Origin of the sequence: Pseudomonas sp. H26/SER47-MNA-CIBAN-0231 (genome assembly GCF_040310465.1) — a bacterium.
Classification (GTDB): domain Bacteria; phylum Pseudomonadota; class Gammaproteobacteria; order Pseudomonadales; family Pseudomonadaceae; genus Aquipseudomonas; species Aquipseudomonas atacamensis.
In genome coordinates, this window is the sequence record NZ_JBEOPW010000017.1 from 36,473 (window position 1) to 53,253 (window position 16,781).

At 61.2% G+C, this 16,781-nt stretch carries 14 protein-coding genes; 11 read left to right on the plus strand and 3 right to left on the minus strand.

All coding sequences use genetic code 11. The features are described 5' to 3' along the window. Positions 1–39 precede the first annotated feature (39 nt). Positions 40–804, minus strand: coding sequence for a TOBE domain-containing protein (locus AAEZ10_RS21750; protein WP_350570954.1), 765 nt, complete (start codon positions 802–804; stop codon positions 40–42). A 186-nt stretch (positions 805–990) separates the two neighbouring features. Then, on the minus strand, positions 991–1,725 hold the full coding sequence (locus AAEZ10_RS21755) for a ComFC family protein (protein ID WP_350570956.1): 735 nt from the start codon (positions 1,723–1,725) through the stop codon (positions 991–993). Positions 1,726–1,816: 91 nt separating this feature from the next. Here AAEZ10_RS21755 and bioB point away from each other — a divergent pair, with 91 nt between their 5' ends. The 10 genes from bioB (at position 1,817) to AAEZ10_RS21805 (ending at position 14,204) form a co-directional block, all read left to right on the plus strand. Then, entirely contained in the window at positions 1,817–2,872 is a 1,056-nt protein-coding gene (gene bioB, locus AAEZ10_RS21760; protein ID WP_016772860.1) for a biotin synthase BioB, read from the plus strand. 160 nt (positions 2,873–3,032) lie between these two features. Then, complete coding sequence (gene bioF / locus AAEZ10_RS21765; RefSeq protein ID WP_350570958.1) at positions 3,033–4,211, plus strand: 8-amino-7-oxononanoate synthase; 1,179 nt, start codon at positions 3,033–3,035, stop codon at positions 4,209–4,211. Then, positions 4,204–4,935: an alpha/beta fold hydrolase gene (locus AAEZ10_RS21770; protein WP_122748142.1), complete on the plus strand. Its 732-nt coding sequence runs from the start codon at positions 4,204–4,206 to the stop codon at positions 4,933–4,935. Before bioF ends, AAEZ10_RS21770 begins: the two co-directional genes overlap by 8 nt. Next, positions 4,928–5,737, plus strand: a complete 810-nt coding sequence (bioC, locus tag AAEZ10_RS21775) for a malonyl-ACP O-methyltransferase BioC (protein WP_243242392.1) — start codon at positions 4,928–4,930, stop codon at positions 5,735–5,737. The genes AAEZ10_RS21770 and bioC overlap by 8 nt, the downstream gene beginning before the upstream one ends. Further along, positions 5,734–6,414, plus strand: coding sequence for a dethiobiotin synthase (gene bioD, locus AAEZ10_RS21780; protein ID WP_350570961.1), 681 nt, complete (start codon positions 5,734–5,736; stop codon positions 6,412–6,414). The genes bioC and bioD overlap by 4 nt, the downstream gene beginning before the upstream one ends. A 108-nt stretch (positions 6,415–6,522) precedes the next feature. Beyond that, positions 6,523–6,819, plus strand: a complete 297-nt coding sequence (locus AAEZ10_RS21785) for a hypothetical protein (protein WP_016772865.1) — start codon at positions 6,523–6,525, stop codon at positions 6,817–6,819. Between the two features lie 274 nt (positions 6,820–7,093). After that, complete coding sequence (locus AAEZ10_RS21790) at positions 7,094–8,899, plus strand: phenylacyl-CoA dehydrogenase (RefSeq protein WP_024014564.1); 1,806 nt, start codon at positions 7,094–7,096, stop codon at positions 8,897–8,899. A 191-nt stretch (positions 8,900–9,090) separates the two neighbouring features. Further along, complete coding sequence (locus tag AAEZ10_RS21795; protein WP_039757672.1) at positions 9,091–10,380, plus strand: GGDEF domain-containing protein; 1,290 nt, start codon at positions 9,091–9,093, stop codon at positions 10,378–10,380. Positions 10,381–10,470: 90 nt separating this feature from the next. Next, positions 10,471–12,267 (plus strand): acyl-CoA dehydrogenase C-terminal domain-containing protein, encoded by a 1,797-nt coding sequence (locus tag AAEZ10_RS21800; RefSeq protein ID WP_350570964.1) that lies wholly within the window; start codon positions 10,471–10,473, stop codon positions 12,265–12,267. A 158-nt stretch (positions 12,268–12,425) separates the two neighbouring features. Continuing rightward, on the plus strand, positions 12,426–14,204 hold the full coding sequence (locus AAEZ10_RS21805) for an acyl-CoA dehydrogenase C-terminal domain-containing protein (RefSeq protein ID WP_016772869.1): 1,779 nt from the start codon (positions 12,426–12,428) through the stop codon (positions 14,202–14,204). Between the two features lie 228 nt (positions 14,205–14,432). Here the strand turns inward: AAEZ10_RS21805 and AAEZ10_RS21810 are convergent, their stop codons facing one another. Further along, on the minus strand, positions 14,433–15,347 hold the full coding sequence (locus AAEZ10_RS21810; RefSeq protein ID WP_024014561.1) for a LysR family transcriptional regulator: 915 nt from the start codon (positions 15,345–15,347) through the stop codon (positions 14,433–14,435). A gap of 169 nt (positions 15,348–15,516) precedes the next feature. On the opposite strand from AAEZ10_RS21810, the gene AAEZ10_RS21815 reads away from it, so the two are divergent. Next, positions 15,517–16,743, plus strand: coding sequence for an aspartate aminotransferase family protein (locus AAEZ10_RS21815; RefSeq protein WP_350570967.1), 1,227 nt, complete (start codon positions 15,517–15,519; stop codon positions 16,741–16,743). The last annotated feature ends 38 nt before the right edge of the window (positions 16,744–16,781 follow it).

The window sequence follows — 16,781 nt, forward strand, 5'->3', positions numbered from 1 at the left end:
CCTTAATGCGGGTCGATGACGCTTTTGTGGCAAGACAAATCAGAGCGGCGTGCCGATCAGCACGTTGGACGGCGCACATTGCACCTGCACCGCAGACCCCACGGCGATTTGCTGGTTGCGCAAGTGCAGCGGTTCGGCCAAGGCACAAAGTGTCTGGCCGTTGGGCAGGGAAATGCGCACCTCGCTGGGACCGTCCTCAGCATCGAGGATGGCTTCGATGGTGCCGCGCAGGACATTGTGTCCGGGCGTGGCCGGCTGATCGGCACCGAGCAAATCAAGCCAGCCAGCCTTGATCAGCGCCATGACTTCGGTACCGACCTGCAATTCCAGATGCACGGTGCTGTCGTGGGTGATCTGTGCCTCCAGAGCAATGCCTTCTGCCAGTTCGAGGCGGATCAGATCGTTGCGCCCCTGCGCCTGAATGGCCGCGACCGTGCCATGCAACTGATTGCGCGCGCTGGTCCTGAGCATCAGCCGCCCAAGCAGGTCGAGATCACTGGCGTCTTCCGCCGCTTCCAGCACCTGCGCCTGCAACGCCTGCAATTTCTGATACAGGCGCAGCACCCGCTCGCCCTCGCTGGACAGTCTGGCGCCGCCACCACCCTTGCCACCCACCACGCGCTCGACCAAGGGTTTCTGCGCCAGGTTGTTCAACTCATCGATCGCATCCCATGCCGCCTTGTAACTGAGCCCCGCGCTTTTCGCCGCACGGGTGATCGAGCCCTGCTCGGCGATGTGTTGCAGCAGGGCAATGCGCTGCGGACGGCGGACGATGTGTTGGGAGAGCAGGGTGGGCAGGGACATGGCAGAACGCTTCTGGCTCGGGCGATGAGAGGGACGTTGGCCACTTGCAACGCATGAGTCAAGCCTGACGCAAAGCCCCCTGTGGGAGCGAGCCTGCTCGCGAAAGCGGTTTGACCAACAACAGCTTTGTTGAATGTGGCGCCCATTCGCCAGCAGGCTCGCTCGCACATGAGAACTGTATTCGCTTCAGGTACCGGGCTTCGGCGTCCGAGCCAGGCAATACACATCAACCCGCGCCGCACCTGCATTCATCAACAACCGCGCCAGTGTCTGAGCGGTCGCGCCCGTGGTCAGAACATCATCCACCAGCGCGAAATGGCGGCCGCTTACCTCTGCATCAGGCGCCAGCGCAAAGGCATTGCGCAAATTGCGTTTGCGCGCCTTGGCGTCGAGATCCTGTTGGGCGTCGGTGTCCATGACTCGCCGCAGCAGCTGTTCTTCACAGGGCAAATCCAGCGACACGCTCAACCAGCGCGCGAGCATCGCCGCCTGATTGAATCCTCGCCGACGCAGGCGTTTATTGGCCAGCGGCACCGGTAGCAGCACATCGGGTCGCGGCAAGTCCTCGGCGAAGCGATGCTGCAGGTATTGGCCGAGAACGTCGGCGAGCAGGTGACCAAACGGCCATTTCGCGTTGTGTTTAAACCGTGTAATCAGACTGTCCACGGGGAAGCCATAAACCCAGGGCACGGCGACCTGCTCGAAGGCCGGAGGCTCTAGCAGGCACTCGCCGCAGGTCAGGCCATCCGCCGCCAGCGGCAAAGCGCAGCTCTGACAATGACTGCCGAGCCAGGGCAATTCGGTTTCGCAGGCCTCGCACATTGGCATTTGTGCTTCTGCGGGCTCATCGCACAGCAAACAGGTCTGTATGTTTTTTAAACAGATGTAAACCTGTCCGTGGTGTTGCGGTTGACAGCGCATCGCTCTTCCTTAAATATGCCGAACATCCGTGTAGCGCCTGTGGATATTCCATTTTCCCCGGCGCCAGCCAAGCATAACCAAGGAATTGCCCATGAGCGCGAGCACCACTGCCACCCTGCGTCACGATTGGTCTCTGGCCGAAGTCAAAGCACTCTTCGTACAGCCATTCAACGACTTGCTGTTCCAGGCGCAAACGGTGCACCGCGCACATTTCAACGCCAACCGCGTGCAGGTCTCGACACTGCTGTCGATCAAGACCGGCGCCTGCCCAGAAGACTGCAAGTACTGCCCGCAGTCCGGGCACTACAACACCGGTCTGGAAAAAGAAAAGCTGATGGAAGTGCAGAAAGTCCTCGAAGAGGCGGCCCGCGCCAAAGCCATTGGTTCGACGCGATTCTGCATGGGCGCGGCGTGGAAACATCCGTCGGCCAAAGACATGCCGTATGTGTTGAAGATGGTTGAAGGGGTGAAAGCCTTGGGCCTGGAAACCTGCATGACCCTCGGACGTCTCGATCAGGAGCAGACCGAGGCGCTGGCCAAGGCCGGTCTCGATTACTACAACCACAACCTCGACACCTCGCCGGAGTTCTACGGCAGCATCATCACCACCCGCACTTACAGCGAACGTCTGCAGACGCTGGCTTACGTGCGTGAGTCGGGGATGAAAATCTGCTCCGGCGGCATTCTCGGCATGGGCGAATCGCTGGACGATCGCGCCAATCTGCTGATCCAGCTGGCCAACCTGCCGGAGCACCCGGAGTCGGTGCCAATCAACATGCTGGTAAAAGTCGCCGGCACGCCGCTGGAAAACGCCGAAGACATCGACCCGTTCGACTTCATCCGCATGCTCGCCGTGGCGCGCATCCTCATGCCGCAATCTCACGTACGTCTGTCCGCCGGTCGCGAAGCGATGAACGAGCAGATGCAGGCCCTGGCATTTTTCGCCGGCGCCAACTCGATTTTCTACGGCGACAAATTGCTCACCACCGCCAACCCGCAGGCAGACAAGGACATGCAATTGTTCGCGCGCCTCGGTATCCAGCCGGAAGCTCGCGAAGAGCATTCCGATGAGGTTCATCAAGCTGCGATTGAGCAGGCACTGGTGGAGCAGAAGAGTAGCGAGCAGTTCTACAACGCTGCGGTGTAATAAACCGCGCGGATTGCCCTGAAGGAATGCAAAACCCCTGTGGGAGCGGGCCTGCTCGCAAAAGCGGTTTGGCCGCCAACATCCCTGTTGGATGTGACGCCCATTCGCGAGCAGGCTCGCTCCCACAGGGGATCTGTGTCATTTGAAAATCGAGGCCTGCATGTCATTCGATCTCGCCGCACGCCTTGTTGCCCGCCGTGCCGACCACCTCTACCGGCAGCGTCCGCTGCTCGACTCGCCGCAAGGCCCGCAAGTCGTGGTCGACGGCCAACCGCTGCTCGCTTTCTGCAACAACGACTATCTGGGCCTGGCCAATCATCCGCAGGTGATCGAAGCCTGGCGCGCCGGTGCCGAGCGCTGGGGTGTCGGCGGTGGTGCGTCGCATCTGGTGATCGGCCACAGCAGCCCGCATCACGCGCTGGAAGAAGCACTCGCCGATCTGACCGGGCGCCCACGTGCACTGCTGTTCACCACCGGCTACATGGCCAACCTCGGCGCGGTCACCGCGCTGGTCGGGCAGGGCGATACGGTGCTCGAAGACCGGCTCAATCATGCCTCGTTGCTGGACGCGGGCCTGTTGTCCGGCGCGCGTTTCAACCGCTATCTGCACAACGACGCCGAGAGTCTGGCAAAGCGCCTGGAGAAAGCCACTGGCAACACACTGGTGGTGACCGATGGCGTATTCAGCATGGACGGTGACATCGCCGACCTGCCGGCGCTGGCCCGCGCGGCCAAGGCCAAAGGCGCGTGGCTGATGGTCGACGATGCCCACGGCTTCGGTCCGTTGGGCGCCAACGGTGGCGGCATCGTCGAGCATTTCGGCTTGAGCCAGGACGATGTGCCGGTGCTGGTCGGCACTCTCGGTAAAGCCTTCGGCACCGCCGGGGCCTTTGTCGCCGGCAGCGAGGAGTTGATCGAAAGCCTGATCCAGTTCGCCCGCCCGTATATCTACACCACCAGCCAACCACCGGCGCTGGCCTGCGCGACGCTGAAAAGCCTCGAGCTGCTGCGCAGCGAACACTGGCGCCGTGAACACTTGCAGACGCTGATTCGCCAGTTCCGCCACGGCGCCGAGCAGATCGGGCTGAAGCTGATGGACAGCTTTACGCCGATCCAGCCGATCATGATCGGCGATGCCGGGCGCGCCGTGCGGTTGTCGCAAATGCTGCGCGAGCGCTGCTTGATGGTGACCGCGATCCGTCCACCGACCGTGCCGGCCGGCAGCGCGCGACTGCGCGTCACGCTGACCGCCGCCCACAGCGAAGCTCAAGTGCAACAGTTGCTGGAAGGATTGGCAGATTGTTTCGCCCGATTGTCATTGGAGCCAGGCCATGCGTAATCGTCTGATCCTGCTGCCCGGCTGGGGCCTCGGCGTGTCGCCGCTGGAACCGCTGGCCGCAGCATTGCGTGGCCTCAACGAACATCTGCAGGTCGAAATCGAGCCCCTGCCGGAGCTGGACTCCGCTGACCTTGAAGACTGGCTCGACGAACTCGATGCGCGCATTCCACAGGAAGTGTGGCTCGGTGGCTGGTCGCTGGGCGGCATGCTCGCCTCTGAGTTGGCGGCACGACGCGGTGAGGCGTGCTGCGGGCTGCTCACGCTGGCAAGCAACCCTGCGTTTGTTGCTCATGAACAGTGGCCGAGCGCGATGCCCGGCGAGACGTTCGATGCATTTCTTGCCGGTTGCCAGGCCGATCCGCGTGTCACGCTCAAGCGCTTCGCTTTGTTATGTGCGCAAGGTTCGCCAGACCCGCGTGGCTTGTCGCGGTTGCTGCTCGGTGGTGCGCCGGCAGCCGCGCCGACTGCGCTGATGGCGGGTCTGGAGCTGCTTGCGCAACTGGATACGCGCCAGGCGTTGCAGGGGTTTCGCGGCCCGCAGTTGCATCTGTTCGGCGGTCAGGACGCTCTGGTCCCGGCGGAAGCAGCCGGCGCATTGTTCGCGCTATTGCCGGATATCGAAATTGGTCTGATCGAACAGGCCAGCCATGCTTTTCTGCTGGAAGACCCGCACGGAGTCGCGGGCGCGATCCAGGCGTTTCTACATGAGTGCGCTGATGACTGATCTGTCCCTTGTGCTGCCTGGGGGCTTGCCCGACAAGCGCCAGGTGGCGGCGTCTTTTTCCCGTGCTGCGGCCAGTTACGACAGCGTCGCCGAGTTTCAGCGTGACGTCGGCACGCAGTTGCTTGAGCGTTTGCCTGGGAGTTTCATGCCGTCGCGGTGGCTCGATCTCGGTTGCGGCACCGGCTATTTCACCCGGGCGCTGGCCTCGCGTTTCACCCAGGGCAGCGGTGTTGCGCTGGATATCGCCGAGGGCATGCTCAATCACGCACGGCCGTTGGGTGGCGCTGAGCATTTCATTGCTGGCGATGCCGAACGGCTGCCGTTGCAGGATGCGAGCGTCGATCTGATTTTCTCCAGTCTCGCGGTGCAGTGGTGCGCCGACTTCGAGGCGGTGCTCAGCGAAGCCTTGCGCGTGCTTAAACCGGGCGGGATTTTTGCCTTTGCTAGTCTATGTACAGGAACGTTGTTCGAGTTGCGTGAGAGTTGGCAGCAGGTCGACGGGCTGGTGCACGTCAATCGCTTCCGCGAGTTCGCCCGCTATGAACAGTTATGTGCCGGCAGTGGCATGCGCATTTTGGCGCTGCAGAATCAGCCGCACGTGTTGCATTACCCGGATGTGCGCAGCCTGACCCATGAGCTGAAGGCATTGGGCGCACACAATCTGAATCCGGGCCGGCCGGGCGGTTTGACCGGACGGGCGCGGATTCTCGGGCTGATCGACGCGTATGAGCGGTTCCGTCAGGCGTCGGGGCTGCCGGCAACGTATCAGGTGGTGTACGCCGTGTTGGAGAAACCTCTATGAGCGCAGCCTATTTCATCACCGGTACCGACACCGATGTCGGCAAGACCACGGTTGCTGCCGGATTGCTCCATGCGGCGCGGTCGGCAGGCTTGAGCACGGCGGCGGGCAAACCGGTGGCTTCCGGGTGCGACGTCACGCCCAAGGGCTTGCGTAATTCCGACGCCCTGGCGCTGCTGGCCGAATGTTCGTTGCCGCTGACTTATCAACAGGTCAACCCGGTGGCGTTCGAGCCAGCGATAGCTCCCCATCTCGCGGCGCGCGAAGCGGGTGTGGCGTTGACGGTGCAATCGCTGCTGGCGCCGATGCGCGGGATTCTGGCGTTGAACGCCGATTTCACCCTGATCGAAGGCGCGGGCGGCTGGCGGGTGCCGTTGGCGGATCAGGACAATCTCTCGGACCTGGCGATTGCGCTGAAGCTGCCGGTGATTCTGGTGGTGGGCGTGAGGCTGGGGTGCATCAGTCATGCGTTGCTGACCGCCGAGGCGATTGCCCGCGACGGTCTGCAATTGGCGGGATGGGTGGCCAATATTATCGATCCGAAAACTTCGCGGCTGGAGGAAAACCTTGCGACCCTGGCCGAGCGCATTCCCGCGCCGTGCCTGGGCCGGGTGCCGAAACTCAAGGCGTTGAGCGCCGAAGCGGTGGCCGAGCATTTGCAACTGGATTTGCTCGATTAAGTTTCTCGCTATGAACAGGCACTGTGCCATTAGTGTTTTTGACGGGTGTTTTGCTGGCGCGTCTGCTTCAATGGCGAGCATTGATCCTTTGCAGGGATGAGAGTGACTATGGAAATCTCCGGCAACACAGCTTTTTATGCGGGACTGAGCTCGATTCAGTCCGGGCAGAACCGCGTCGATCAGGCCGCCAGCCAGATCGCCAACAACACTATCGAACGTTCGGTGACCAGCCAGTCGTCCGAAGTGCAGGTCAATCGCCTGCGCGGCGTGGATCGCGCACAAGAATCGGATCTGGCGAGCAATATCGTCGAGCTGTCGCAGGGCAAGATCCAGGCAGAGCTGGGTGTGAAGGTGGCCAAGGCGTCCGACGAAGTGCTCGGGACGATCATCGATACCTTCGCCTGATCGAATTTGTTGTAGACCCCGAAACGCCGCGCCTTGTCGCGGCGTTTTTCGTTTAAGTCCTTCTTGCTCAACTAATCTTTTTACAACGCCCGAGGCTTGCGTGAAGTCGCGGCGATTTCTCGTTTCCGGCATTTGGAGAACGTGATGACGAACGGCAAAAGATCGACGCTTGACAAGATTTCGGCGTAAACGTATGTTTCAAACAACTGTTTGACCGTCACAACAACTCAACACGGTCGTTCATTCCCGGTTACATCAGCAGAGGTTTATCGCTATGCCTGACTACAAGGCCCCCTTGCGTGATATTCGCTTCGTTCGTGACGAACTGCTCGGCTACGAAGCGCACTATCAGAGCCTGCCAGCGTGCGCAGACGCCACGCCGGACATGGTTGACGCCATCCTCGAGGAAGGCGCCAAGTTTTGTGAGCAGGTACTGGCGCCGCTGAACCGCGTGGGCGACATCGAAGGCTGCACCTGGAGCGAGTCCGGCGTGAAAACCCCGACTGGCTTCAAAGAGGCGTACAAGCAATTCGTCGAAGGCGGCTGGCCAAGCCTGGCCCACGACGTTGAGCACGGCGGTCAGGGTCTGCCTGAGTCGCTTGGCCTGGCGGTAAGCGAAATGGTCGGCGAAGCCAACTGGTCGTGGGGCATGTACCCAGGCCTGTCGCACGGTGCGATGAACACCATCTCCGAGCACGGCACCCCTGAGCAGCAGGAAGCCTATCTGACCAAACTGGTCTCCGGCGAATGGACCGGCACCATGTGCCTGACCGAACCGCACTGCGGCACCGACCTGGGCATGCTGCGTACCAAGGCCGAGCCTCAGGCCGACGGTTCCTACAAAGTCTCCGGCACCAAGATCTTCATCTCGGCCGGCGAGCACGACATGGCCGACAACATCGTCCACATCGTACTGGCGCGTCTGCCCGATGCACCGGCTGGCACCAAAGGCATCTCGCTGTTCATCGTTCCAAAGTTCCTGCCAAACGCCGATGGCACCATTGGCGCGCGCAACGCAGTGAGCTGCGGTTCGCTGGAACACAAGATGGGCATCCACGGCAACGCCACTTGCGTGATGAACTTCGACGGCGCCACCGGTTACCTGATCGGCCCGGCGAACAAAGGTCTGAACTGCATGTTCACCTTTATGAACACCGCTCGCCTCGGTACCGCACTGCAAGGTCTGGCTCACGCCGAAATCGGCTTCCAGGGCGGTCTGAAATACGCTCGTGATCGCCTGCAAATGCGCTCGCTGACTGGCCCGAAAGCGCCGGACAAAGCCGCTGACCCGATCATCGTCCACCCTGACGTGCGCCGCATGCTGTTGACCATGAAGGCGTTCGCCGAAGGCAACCGCGCGATGGTCTACTTCACCGCCAAGCAAGTCGACATCGTCAAATACGGCGTCGATGAAGAAGAGAAGAAGAAGGCCGACGCACTGCTGGCGTTCATGACCCCGATCGCCAAAGCGTTCATGACCGAAGTCGGTTTCGAAGCCGCCAACCACGGCGTGCAGATCTACGGCGGCCACGGCTTCATCGCCGAGTGGGGCATGGAGCAGAACGTTCGCGACAGCCGCATTTCGATGCTGTACGAAGGCACCACCGGCATCCAGGCCCTCGACCTGCTCGGCCGCAAAGTGCTGATGACTCAAGGCGAAGCTTTGAAAGGCTTCACCAAGATCGTCCACAAGTTCTGCCAGACCAACGAAGGCAACGAAGCCGTCCAGGAATTCGTCGCGCCGCTGGCTGCACTGAACAAGGAATGGGGCGAGCTGACCATGAAGGTCGGTATGGCCGCCATGAAAGATCGCGAAGAAGTCGGCGCGGCCTCCGTGGACTACCTGATGTACTCCGGTTATGCCTGCCTGGCCTACTTCTGGGCGGACATGGCGCGTCTGGCTGCGGAAAAACTGGCTGCCGGCACTAGCGACGAGGCGTTCTACACCGCCAAGCTGCAAACCGCGCGCTTCTACTTCCAGCGCATCCTGCCGCGTACCCGTACGCACGTGGCCACTATGCTGTCGGGTGCTGGCAACCTGATGGACATGAAGGAAGAAGACTTCGCGCTGGGCTACTAAGCCTTAACGCAGTCTGACGAAAACCGCTGCTCCCGTTAGGGGGCAGCGGTTTTTTTGTTTGCGGATCGCTCAGATAGTCGAGCTTCCGGCCGTTACAGAGACCGTGTGTGATGTGGATCACATTGTATGGGCTTGGCCGCACTTTGCAGGCACAATGCCATCTCTTTGCTATGACGGGTCGGAGCTTACCCTTGCCGCGTTCTTCCGCTGTGCGTTTCAGCCATTTCCTGCCATCACTGCTGTTATTGCTTGCGGGGCTGGCGGCTGCGTACGTCAAAGACCTCAGCGTATTCTTCACATCGCTGTTCAACGTCCTGCCGACATTGGTTCTGCTCCTCGGTGGCGCGTATTGCGCGGTGTACCGACGTCAGCGCGAACTGTTTCTGATGCTCACGGTGTACATCGCCTACTTTCTGCTGGACACCCAGACCGACTTTTACCGCGACAACGGCAAGGTCCGCGAAGACGCTGCGGTGGTGTTTCATCTGGTCTGCCTGCTGCTGCCGTTGTTGTTCGGATTATTCGCCGCATGGCAGGAACGTACCCATCTGTTTCAGGACATGGTCGCGCGCTTTGCCGTGCTGCTGGCATTTGGCAGCGTGGCGCTGGGACTGGAGCAAAGTTACCCACAGGCGCTGCTGCTGTGGTTGTCGGAGATCCGCTGGCCGGCGCTGCACGGCGCGTGGATGAGTCTGATCCAGTTGTCCTATCCGGTGTTCATCTCGGCCTTCCTGCTCCTGGCCTGGCAATACTGGCGCAACCCGCGTCCGTTGCACGCGGCGCAACTGGTCGGCTTGCTCGGGGTGTTCTGGATGCTGCCGAAGACCTTCATTCTGCCGTTCACCCTGAACATCATGTGCAGCCAGGTGATGCTGATGATCGCCGCGGCGGTTGCGCATGAGGCCTATCAAATGGCCTTCCGCGACGAGCTCACCGGTCTGCCGGGACGACGTGCGCTCAACGAACGTATGCAGCGCCTGGGGCGCAACTATGTGCTGGCGATGAGCGACGTCGATCACTTCAAGAAATTCAACGACACCCACGGCCACGATGTCGGTGATCAGGTGCTGCGGCTGGTCGCCAGCAAACTGTCGAAAATCAGCGGTGGCGGTAGGGCGTATCGCTACGGCGGTGAGGAATTTGCCTTGGTGTTCGCAGGCAAGACCCTTGAGGAGTGCATGCCGCACCTGGAAGTAATCCGCGAATCGATCGCCTCCTACAGCATTCAGCTACGCAACCAGGAAAACCGCCCGCAGGATGATCAGCAAGGTCGCCAGCGCCGTAGCGGTTCCGGGGCTTCGGCGGTGTCGGTGACGGTGAGTATCGGCGTCGCCGAACGTGTCGAGCAGCGCACCCCTGAAGAAGTGCTCAAGTCCGCCGACCAGGCGTTGTACAGCGCCAAGGGCGCCGGACGTAACTGCGTCATGGCATTCGGGCAGAACCGCCGTGGCGCGGTGCGCATGGACGCTGCTGCGGGTTGAGTGATGACGGCGCATTCAGCGCCTGCACGATGATTGCCGCGCGTGGTGGCCAGCAGTAGGTTGGAGGAATCTGCTGACGGAGAAGCCACCATGCCCGAGTACAAAGCTCCCCTGCGCGACATGCGCTTTCTGATCGATCACGTCTTCGACTTCCATACCAACTACGCCGCTCTCGGCGCGCATGACGCCAGCCCGGACATGATCAGCGCGATCCTCGAAGAAGGCGCGAAGTTCTGCGAGAACGTTCTGGCACCGCTCAATCGCAGCGGCGACGAAGAGGGCTGCCATTTCGACAACGGCGTGGTGACAACGCCTACAGGCTTCAAGCAGGCCTTCGCACAATATGTCGAGGGCGGCTGGCATGGATTGGCGGCCGATCCGGCTTACGGTGGCCAGGGGTTGCCGAGTTCGCTGGGGCTGGTGATCAGCGAGATGGTCGGCTCCAGCAACACGTCCTGGGGCATGTACCCCGGCCTGACCCACGGCGCGATGTCGGCGATCCACGCCCACGGTACCGCCGAGCAGAAAGACACCTACCTGAGCAAACTCACCGCTGGCCAGTGGACCGGCACCATGTGCCTGACCGAAGCCCACTGCGGCACCGATCTGGGCATCATCAAGACCCGCGCGGTGCCACGGGCCGACGGCAGCTACGCGATCACCGGCAGCAAGATTTTCATTTCCGCCGGCGAGCATGACCTGAGCGACAACATCATCCATCTGGTCCTGGCCAAGCTGCCGGACGCACCGGCCGGAACCAAGGGCATTTCCCTGTTTATCGTGCCCAAGTTCCTGCCCGATGCAGCAGGCGAAGCGGGAGAGCGCAATGGCGTTTCCTGCGGCTCGATCGAGCACAAGATGGGCATCAAGGCTTCAGCCACCTGCGTGCTGAACTTCGATGCCGCCACGGGTTACTTGATCGGCGAGCCGAACAAGGGCCTCAACTGCATGTTCACCATGATGAACCACGCGCGGCTCGGCACCGGCATGCAAGGGCTTTGTCTGGGCGAGGCGAGTTTTCAGGGTGCGATCAAGTACGCCAATGACCGCCTGCAGATGCGCGCGCTGACCGGCGCCAAGGCCCCGGAAAAACCTGCCGATCCGATCATCGTCCACCCCGATGTGCGGCGCATGTTGCTGACCATGAAAGCCTTCAACGAAGGCAACCGCGCGCTGACCTATTTCACCGCGCAGATGCTCGATGTCGCGCACCTGAGCAGCGACGCCGACGCGCGTCAGGAGGCCGAAGACCTGTTGGCGTTCCTCACGCCGATCTGCAAGGCGTTCATGACCGACACCGGGCTGGAAGTGACCAACCACGGTATGCAGGTGTTTGGCGGCCACGGTTTCATTCGCGAGTGGGGCATGGAGCAACTGGTGCGCGATTGCCGGATTGCGCCGATCTATGAGGGCACCAACGGCATTCAGGCGCTGGACCTGCTCGGGCGCAAGGTGCTGGGCAGTCAGGGCAAGCTGCTGCGGGGCTTTACCAAAATTGTCCACAAGTTCTGCGCAGCGAACGCCGACCATGCGCAATTGGGCCGCTTCGTCGCGCAACTCAACGGGCTCAATCAACAGTGGGGCGACCTGACCATGAAGGTCGGCATGGCCGCCATGAAGAACCCGGACGAAGTCGGCGCCGCATCGGTGGATTACCTGATGTACAGCGGCTACATCATCCTGGGCTACCTGTGGCTGCGCATGGCGTTGGTTGCGCAGGCACAGCTGGAGGCGGGCGAGGGTGAGGCTGATTTCCTCAAGGGCAAACTGGCGACGTGCGAGTTCTACTTCAAGCGCTTGTTGCCGCGTACGGCTGCGCATCAGGCAGCGATCGAGGCAGGCAGTGATTGTTTGATGAATTTGCCGGCGCAGGCGTTTGCTTTGTAGAGGCAGAACGAAAGATCGCTACGATCTTTTTCCGGTGACCAAAAATAACAAATCAGTCACCGGCTGACCCTATGTGTCGCAAAAGTTGTTGAGGTACACTCAGGCTCAACGAAAACATCATTCCACGAACCACCTGTATAGATCTTGCGAGGTTTGCCATGGCTGACTACAAAGCGCCGCTGCGCGATATGCGCTTCGTCCTCAATGAAGTGTTCGAAGTCGCCAAACTCTGGGCCGAGCTGCCGGCGCTGGCCGAGACCGTCGATGCCGAAACCGTGGAAGCGATTCTCGAAGAGGCCGGCAAGGTCACCAGCAAAAGCATCGCGCCGCTGAGCCGTGCCGCTGACGAGGAAGGTTGCCATTGGGCGGACGGTGCCGTCACCACGCCGGCCGGTTTCCCACAGGCCTATCAGACTTATGCTGAAGGCGGTTGGGTCGGCGTCGGCGGTGATCCGGCCTACGGCGGCATGGGCATGCCCAAAGCCGTGTCGGCGCAGGTCGAAGAAATGGTCAACTCCGCCAGCCTGGCGTTCGGTCTGTATCCGATGCTGACCGCCGGCGCCTGCCTGTCGATCAATGCGCATGCCAGCGAAGAACTCAAAGCTGCGTACCTGCCGAACATGTACGCCGGCATCTGGGCCGGTTCCATGTGCCTGACCGAGCCGCACGCCGGCACCGATCTGGGGATCATTCGCACCAAAGCCGAACCTCAGGCCGACGGTTCCTACAAGGTCAGCGGCACCAAGATCTTCATCACTGGCGGCGAGCACGACCTCACCGAGAACATCATTCATCTGGTACTGGCCAAGCTGCCGGACGCGCCGGCCGGTCCAAAAGGCATTTCGCTGTTCCTGGTGCCAAAGTTCATGGTCAATGCCGACGGCAGCCTCGGTGCGCGTAACCCGGCCAACTGCGGTTCGATCGAGCACAAGATGGGCATCCAGGCTTCGGCGACCTGCGTGATGAACTTCGACGAAGCCGTCGGCTATCTGGTCGGCGAGCCGAACAAAGGCCTGGCCGCGATGTTCACCATGATGAACTACGAGCGCCTGGGTGTTGGTATTCAAGGCCTGGCCACCGGCGAGCGCTCTTATCAGAACGCTGTTGAATATGCGCGCGATCGTCTGCAGAGCCGTTCGCCGACCGGTGCGCAGAACAAGGACAAAGTCGCTGACCCGATCATCGTCCACCCGGACGTGCGACGCATGCTGCTGACCATGAAAGCCTCGAACGAAGGCGGCCGTGCGTTCTCCACGTACGTGGCGATGCAACTGGACACCGCCAAGTTCAGCGAAGATGCGACCACCCGCAAGCGCGCGGAAGATCTGGTGGCGTTGCTGACGCCGGTGGCGAAAGCCTTCCTGACCGACCTGGGTCTGGAAACCACCGTCCACGGCCAGCAGATTTTCGGCGGCCACGGCTACATCCGCGAGTGGGGCCAAGAGCAACTGGTGCGTGACGTGCGCATCACCCAGATCTACGAAGGCACCAACGGCATTCAGGCGCTGGATCTGGTCGGGCGCAAGATCGTTGGCAGTGGCGGCGCGTTCTACCAGTTGTTCGCTGACGAGATCCGTCATTTCACCGCAACCGCCAGCGCCGATCTGGGCGAGTTCACCAAACCGCTGAACGATGCCGTCGACACCCTCGACGAGCTGACCGCGTGGCTGCTGGACCGGGCGAAAAACAATCCGAACGAAATCGGCGCGGCCTCGGTCGAATATTTGCAAGCATTCGGATACACCGCTTACGCCTACATGTGGGCGTTGATGGCCAAAGCCTCGCTGGGCAAGGAAGCGCAAGATGATTTCTATGCGAGCAAGCTGGGCACCGCACGTTTCTATTTCGCCCGTTTGCTGCCGCGTATCCACTCGTTGAGCGCGTCGGTCAAGGCCGGTAGCGAATCGCTGTTCCTGCTGGATGCGGCGCAGTTTTGATCCTGCAGACGTCATGTAAGCATTTGCTTACGTGACGTGCTGCTGTTCTCCCATATCCGTATATTGGATCCACGGCTAATCTACATTTCATGGACGTCGCGCAGGAAGCGCAAAGTAAACAACACGGACACGTAGGATTCTGCCAGGGTGGCGGAGTGAAATGGATGTCAGGGAAACAGTCTGCAAAGCCCCGCTTCGGCGGGGTTTTCTTTTGCCTGAAGAAAAGTTTCAGGCAAGCGGATCGAGGGGCGGCTTCACTTCGCGATCGATCACCTCTTCAAGCAATGTCCGCAGCAATGCCAACGAGGCCTGCTGGCGTTGTACATCACGGCACACCAGGCCAACTTGCAACGGCACCCGTGGCTCGCTCAGCGGTTTCCACAGCAGATCTTCATCGTCGTATTCCTTTTGCGAACGTCCCGGTAGCACCGTTGCCAGCCTGGTGTGCGGCAGGCTGTCGAGAATTCCCAACATATTGTTCAGCTCGGCCTGCACCTGCGGGCGTCGACCGAGGCTGGTCAGTTGTGCCTGCCAGATCTGCCGAATCTGAAACTCCTCACCGAGCAGCAACATGGGCAGCTCAGCAGCCTGGCGCATCGAGACTTTCTTGAACTCGCGCAATGGATGGTCTGCCGGGATCACCAGCGTCAGTTCGTCTTCATACAGCAACACCCCGTGCAGACCGGGTTGGCGCGGCGGCAGATAGCTGATGCCGATGTCCAGCGAACCATTGAGCAGACGCCGCTCGATTTCCAGCCCGGTCAGTTCATAGATCTGCACCACAAGATGCGGCTGCGCCTTGCGCACACGCTCGAGCATCTGCGGCACAAGGCTGGTGTGCACGGTTTGCAGCACACCAATGGCCAGCGTGCGCAACGCCTGCCCCTTGAAATTACCCAACGCCTCGCGCGCCCGCTGCAAGCCATCAAGCAATGGCAACGCGTGGTTGTACAGCGTATGCGCAGCGAGGGTCGGCAGCAGGCGTTTACTGCTGCGTTCGAACAGGGTGACGTCGAGATTCTGCTCCAGCTGACGGATCTGTTGCGACAGCGCCGGTTGCGAGATCGACAAGCGCTCAGCCGCACGGCCGACATGGCCTTCTTCGTAGACCGCGACGAAATAACGCAGTTGTTTGAAATCCATAAGTAGCGCTTATCGAAATGGCTGTGAAATCGAAATGGCCTGGAGCCGTTTGCGCGCCTAGTCTAACCGCATTCACAAGGCTTGCAGGGCCAGAAAGCGTGACGAATTCCATTTGCTTCGTTCGTGATTACATAGGCAGTTCAAAAAACCTCCAGCGAGGTTTTTCCGCATGAATCTATTCAGTTTGCGGCGCCAGACGCCGAGTCTGGATGACCTCACCTTCGAGGCGGGGCCATCCGCCTTGAGCGACCACCTCCATGCTCAACGCCTGATGCCCAGCGTCGATCGGCCGCAACAAGTGTTCGTTCGCGGCCAGGGTTCCTGGCTGTGGGACAGCAATGATCGCGCCTACCTCGACTTTTCCCAGGCAGGCGGCGCCAACAGCCTTGGCCACAGCCCCACGGCGCTGGTCAAAGCCATCGCCAATCAGGCCCAGGCGCTGATCAATCCAGGCTGCAATCTGCACAATCGCGGCATGCTCAGCCTCGCCGAGCGTCTGTGCGCCAGCACGTCCAGCGAACAGGCGTATCTGCTCAACAGTGGCAGCGAGGCTTGTGAGGCGGCGATCAAACTGGCGCGCAAATGGGGGCAACTGCATCGCAGCGGCGCCTCGCGGATTATCTTGGCGGAGCAGGGTTGCCATGGCCGCAGTCTGGCGACGGTCGATCGAGTGCCATTCAACGACCTGCCGGCCCTGCATGCGGCGGTTGATGCGCAGACCGTGGCGATCATGCTGGAGCCGATCCAGAGCGATGCCGGGGTCATTCCTGCGACCGAGCACTATCTCAAAGGCGTCGAGCGACTGTGCCGTGACCTGGGCATTCTGCTGATTCTCGACGAAGTGCAGACGGGTATGGGCCGCTGCGGCAGCTTGCTTGCCGAACAGTCCTACGGCATTCGCGCCGATATCGTCGTGCTCGGCAAAGGTCTTGGCGGCGGCTTGCCGCTGGCGGCCTTGCTGGCGCGAGGCAGGGCCTGCTGCTTCGCCACCGGCGAGCTGAGCGGCACCCATCACGGCAACGCCTTGATCACGGCGGCCGGTCTGGTAGTGCTCGACAGCATCCATGACCGAAGCTTCCTTCAGCAGGTCAACGACAACGGCCAGCACCTGCGCGAAGGCCTGGCGCGACTGGCGCACCGCTACGGTCACGGCGAGTTGCGCGGCCAAGGCCTGTTTTACGGGTTGACGCTGTCCGACGAATGCGCCGACGCCGTCGTCCATGCCGCACTTCACGAAGGCCTGATATTGAACGCCGCGCAGCCTGACTGCCTGCGCTTCACCCCGGCCCTCACTGTCAGCAAAGCCAACATCGACGAAATGCTCCTGCGCCTGGGCCGCGCCTTCTCGCGAGTGCGCACCGCCCAAGTGCAATGCCGCAAGGGCATTGCCGTGTGAGCAGAGCAGCCCCAACCGATTACCCGAACCGTCTCGCG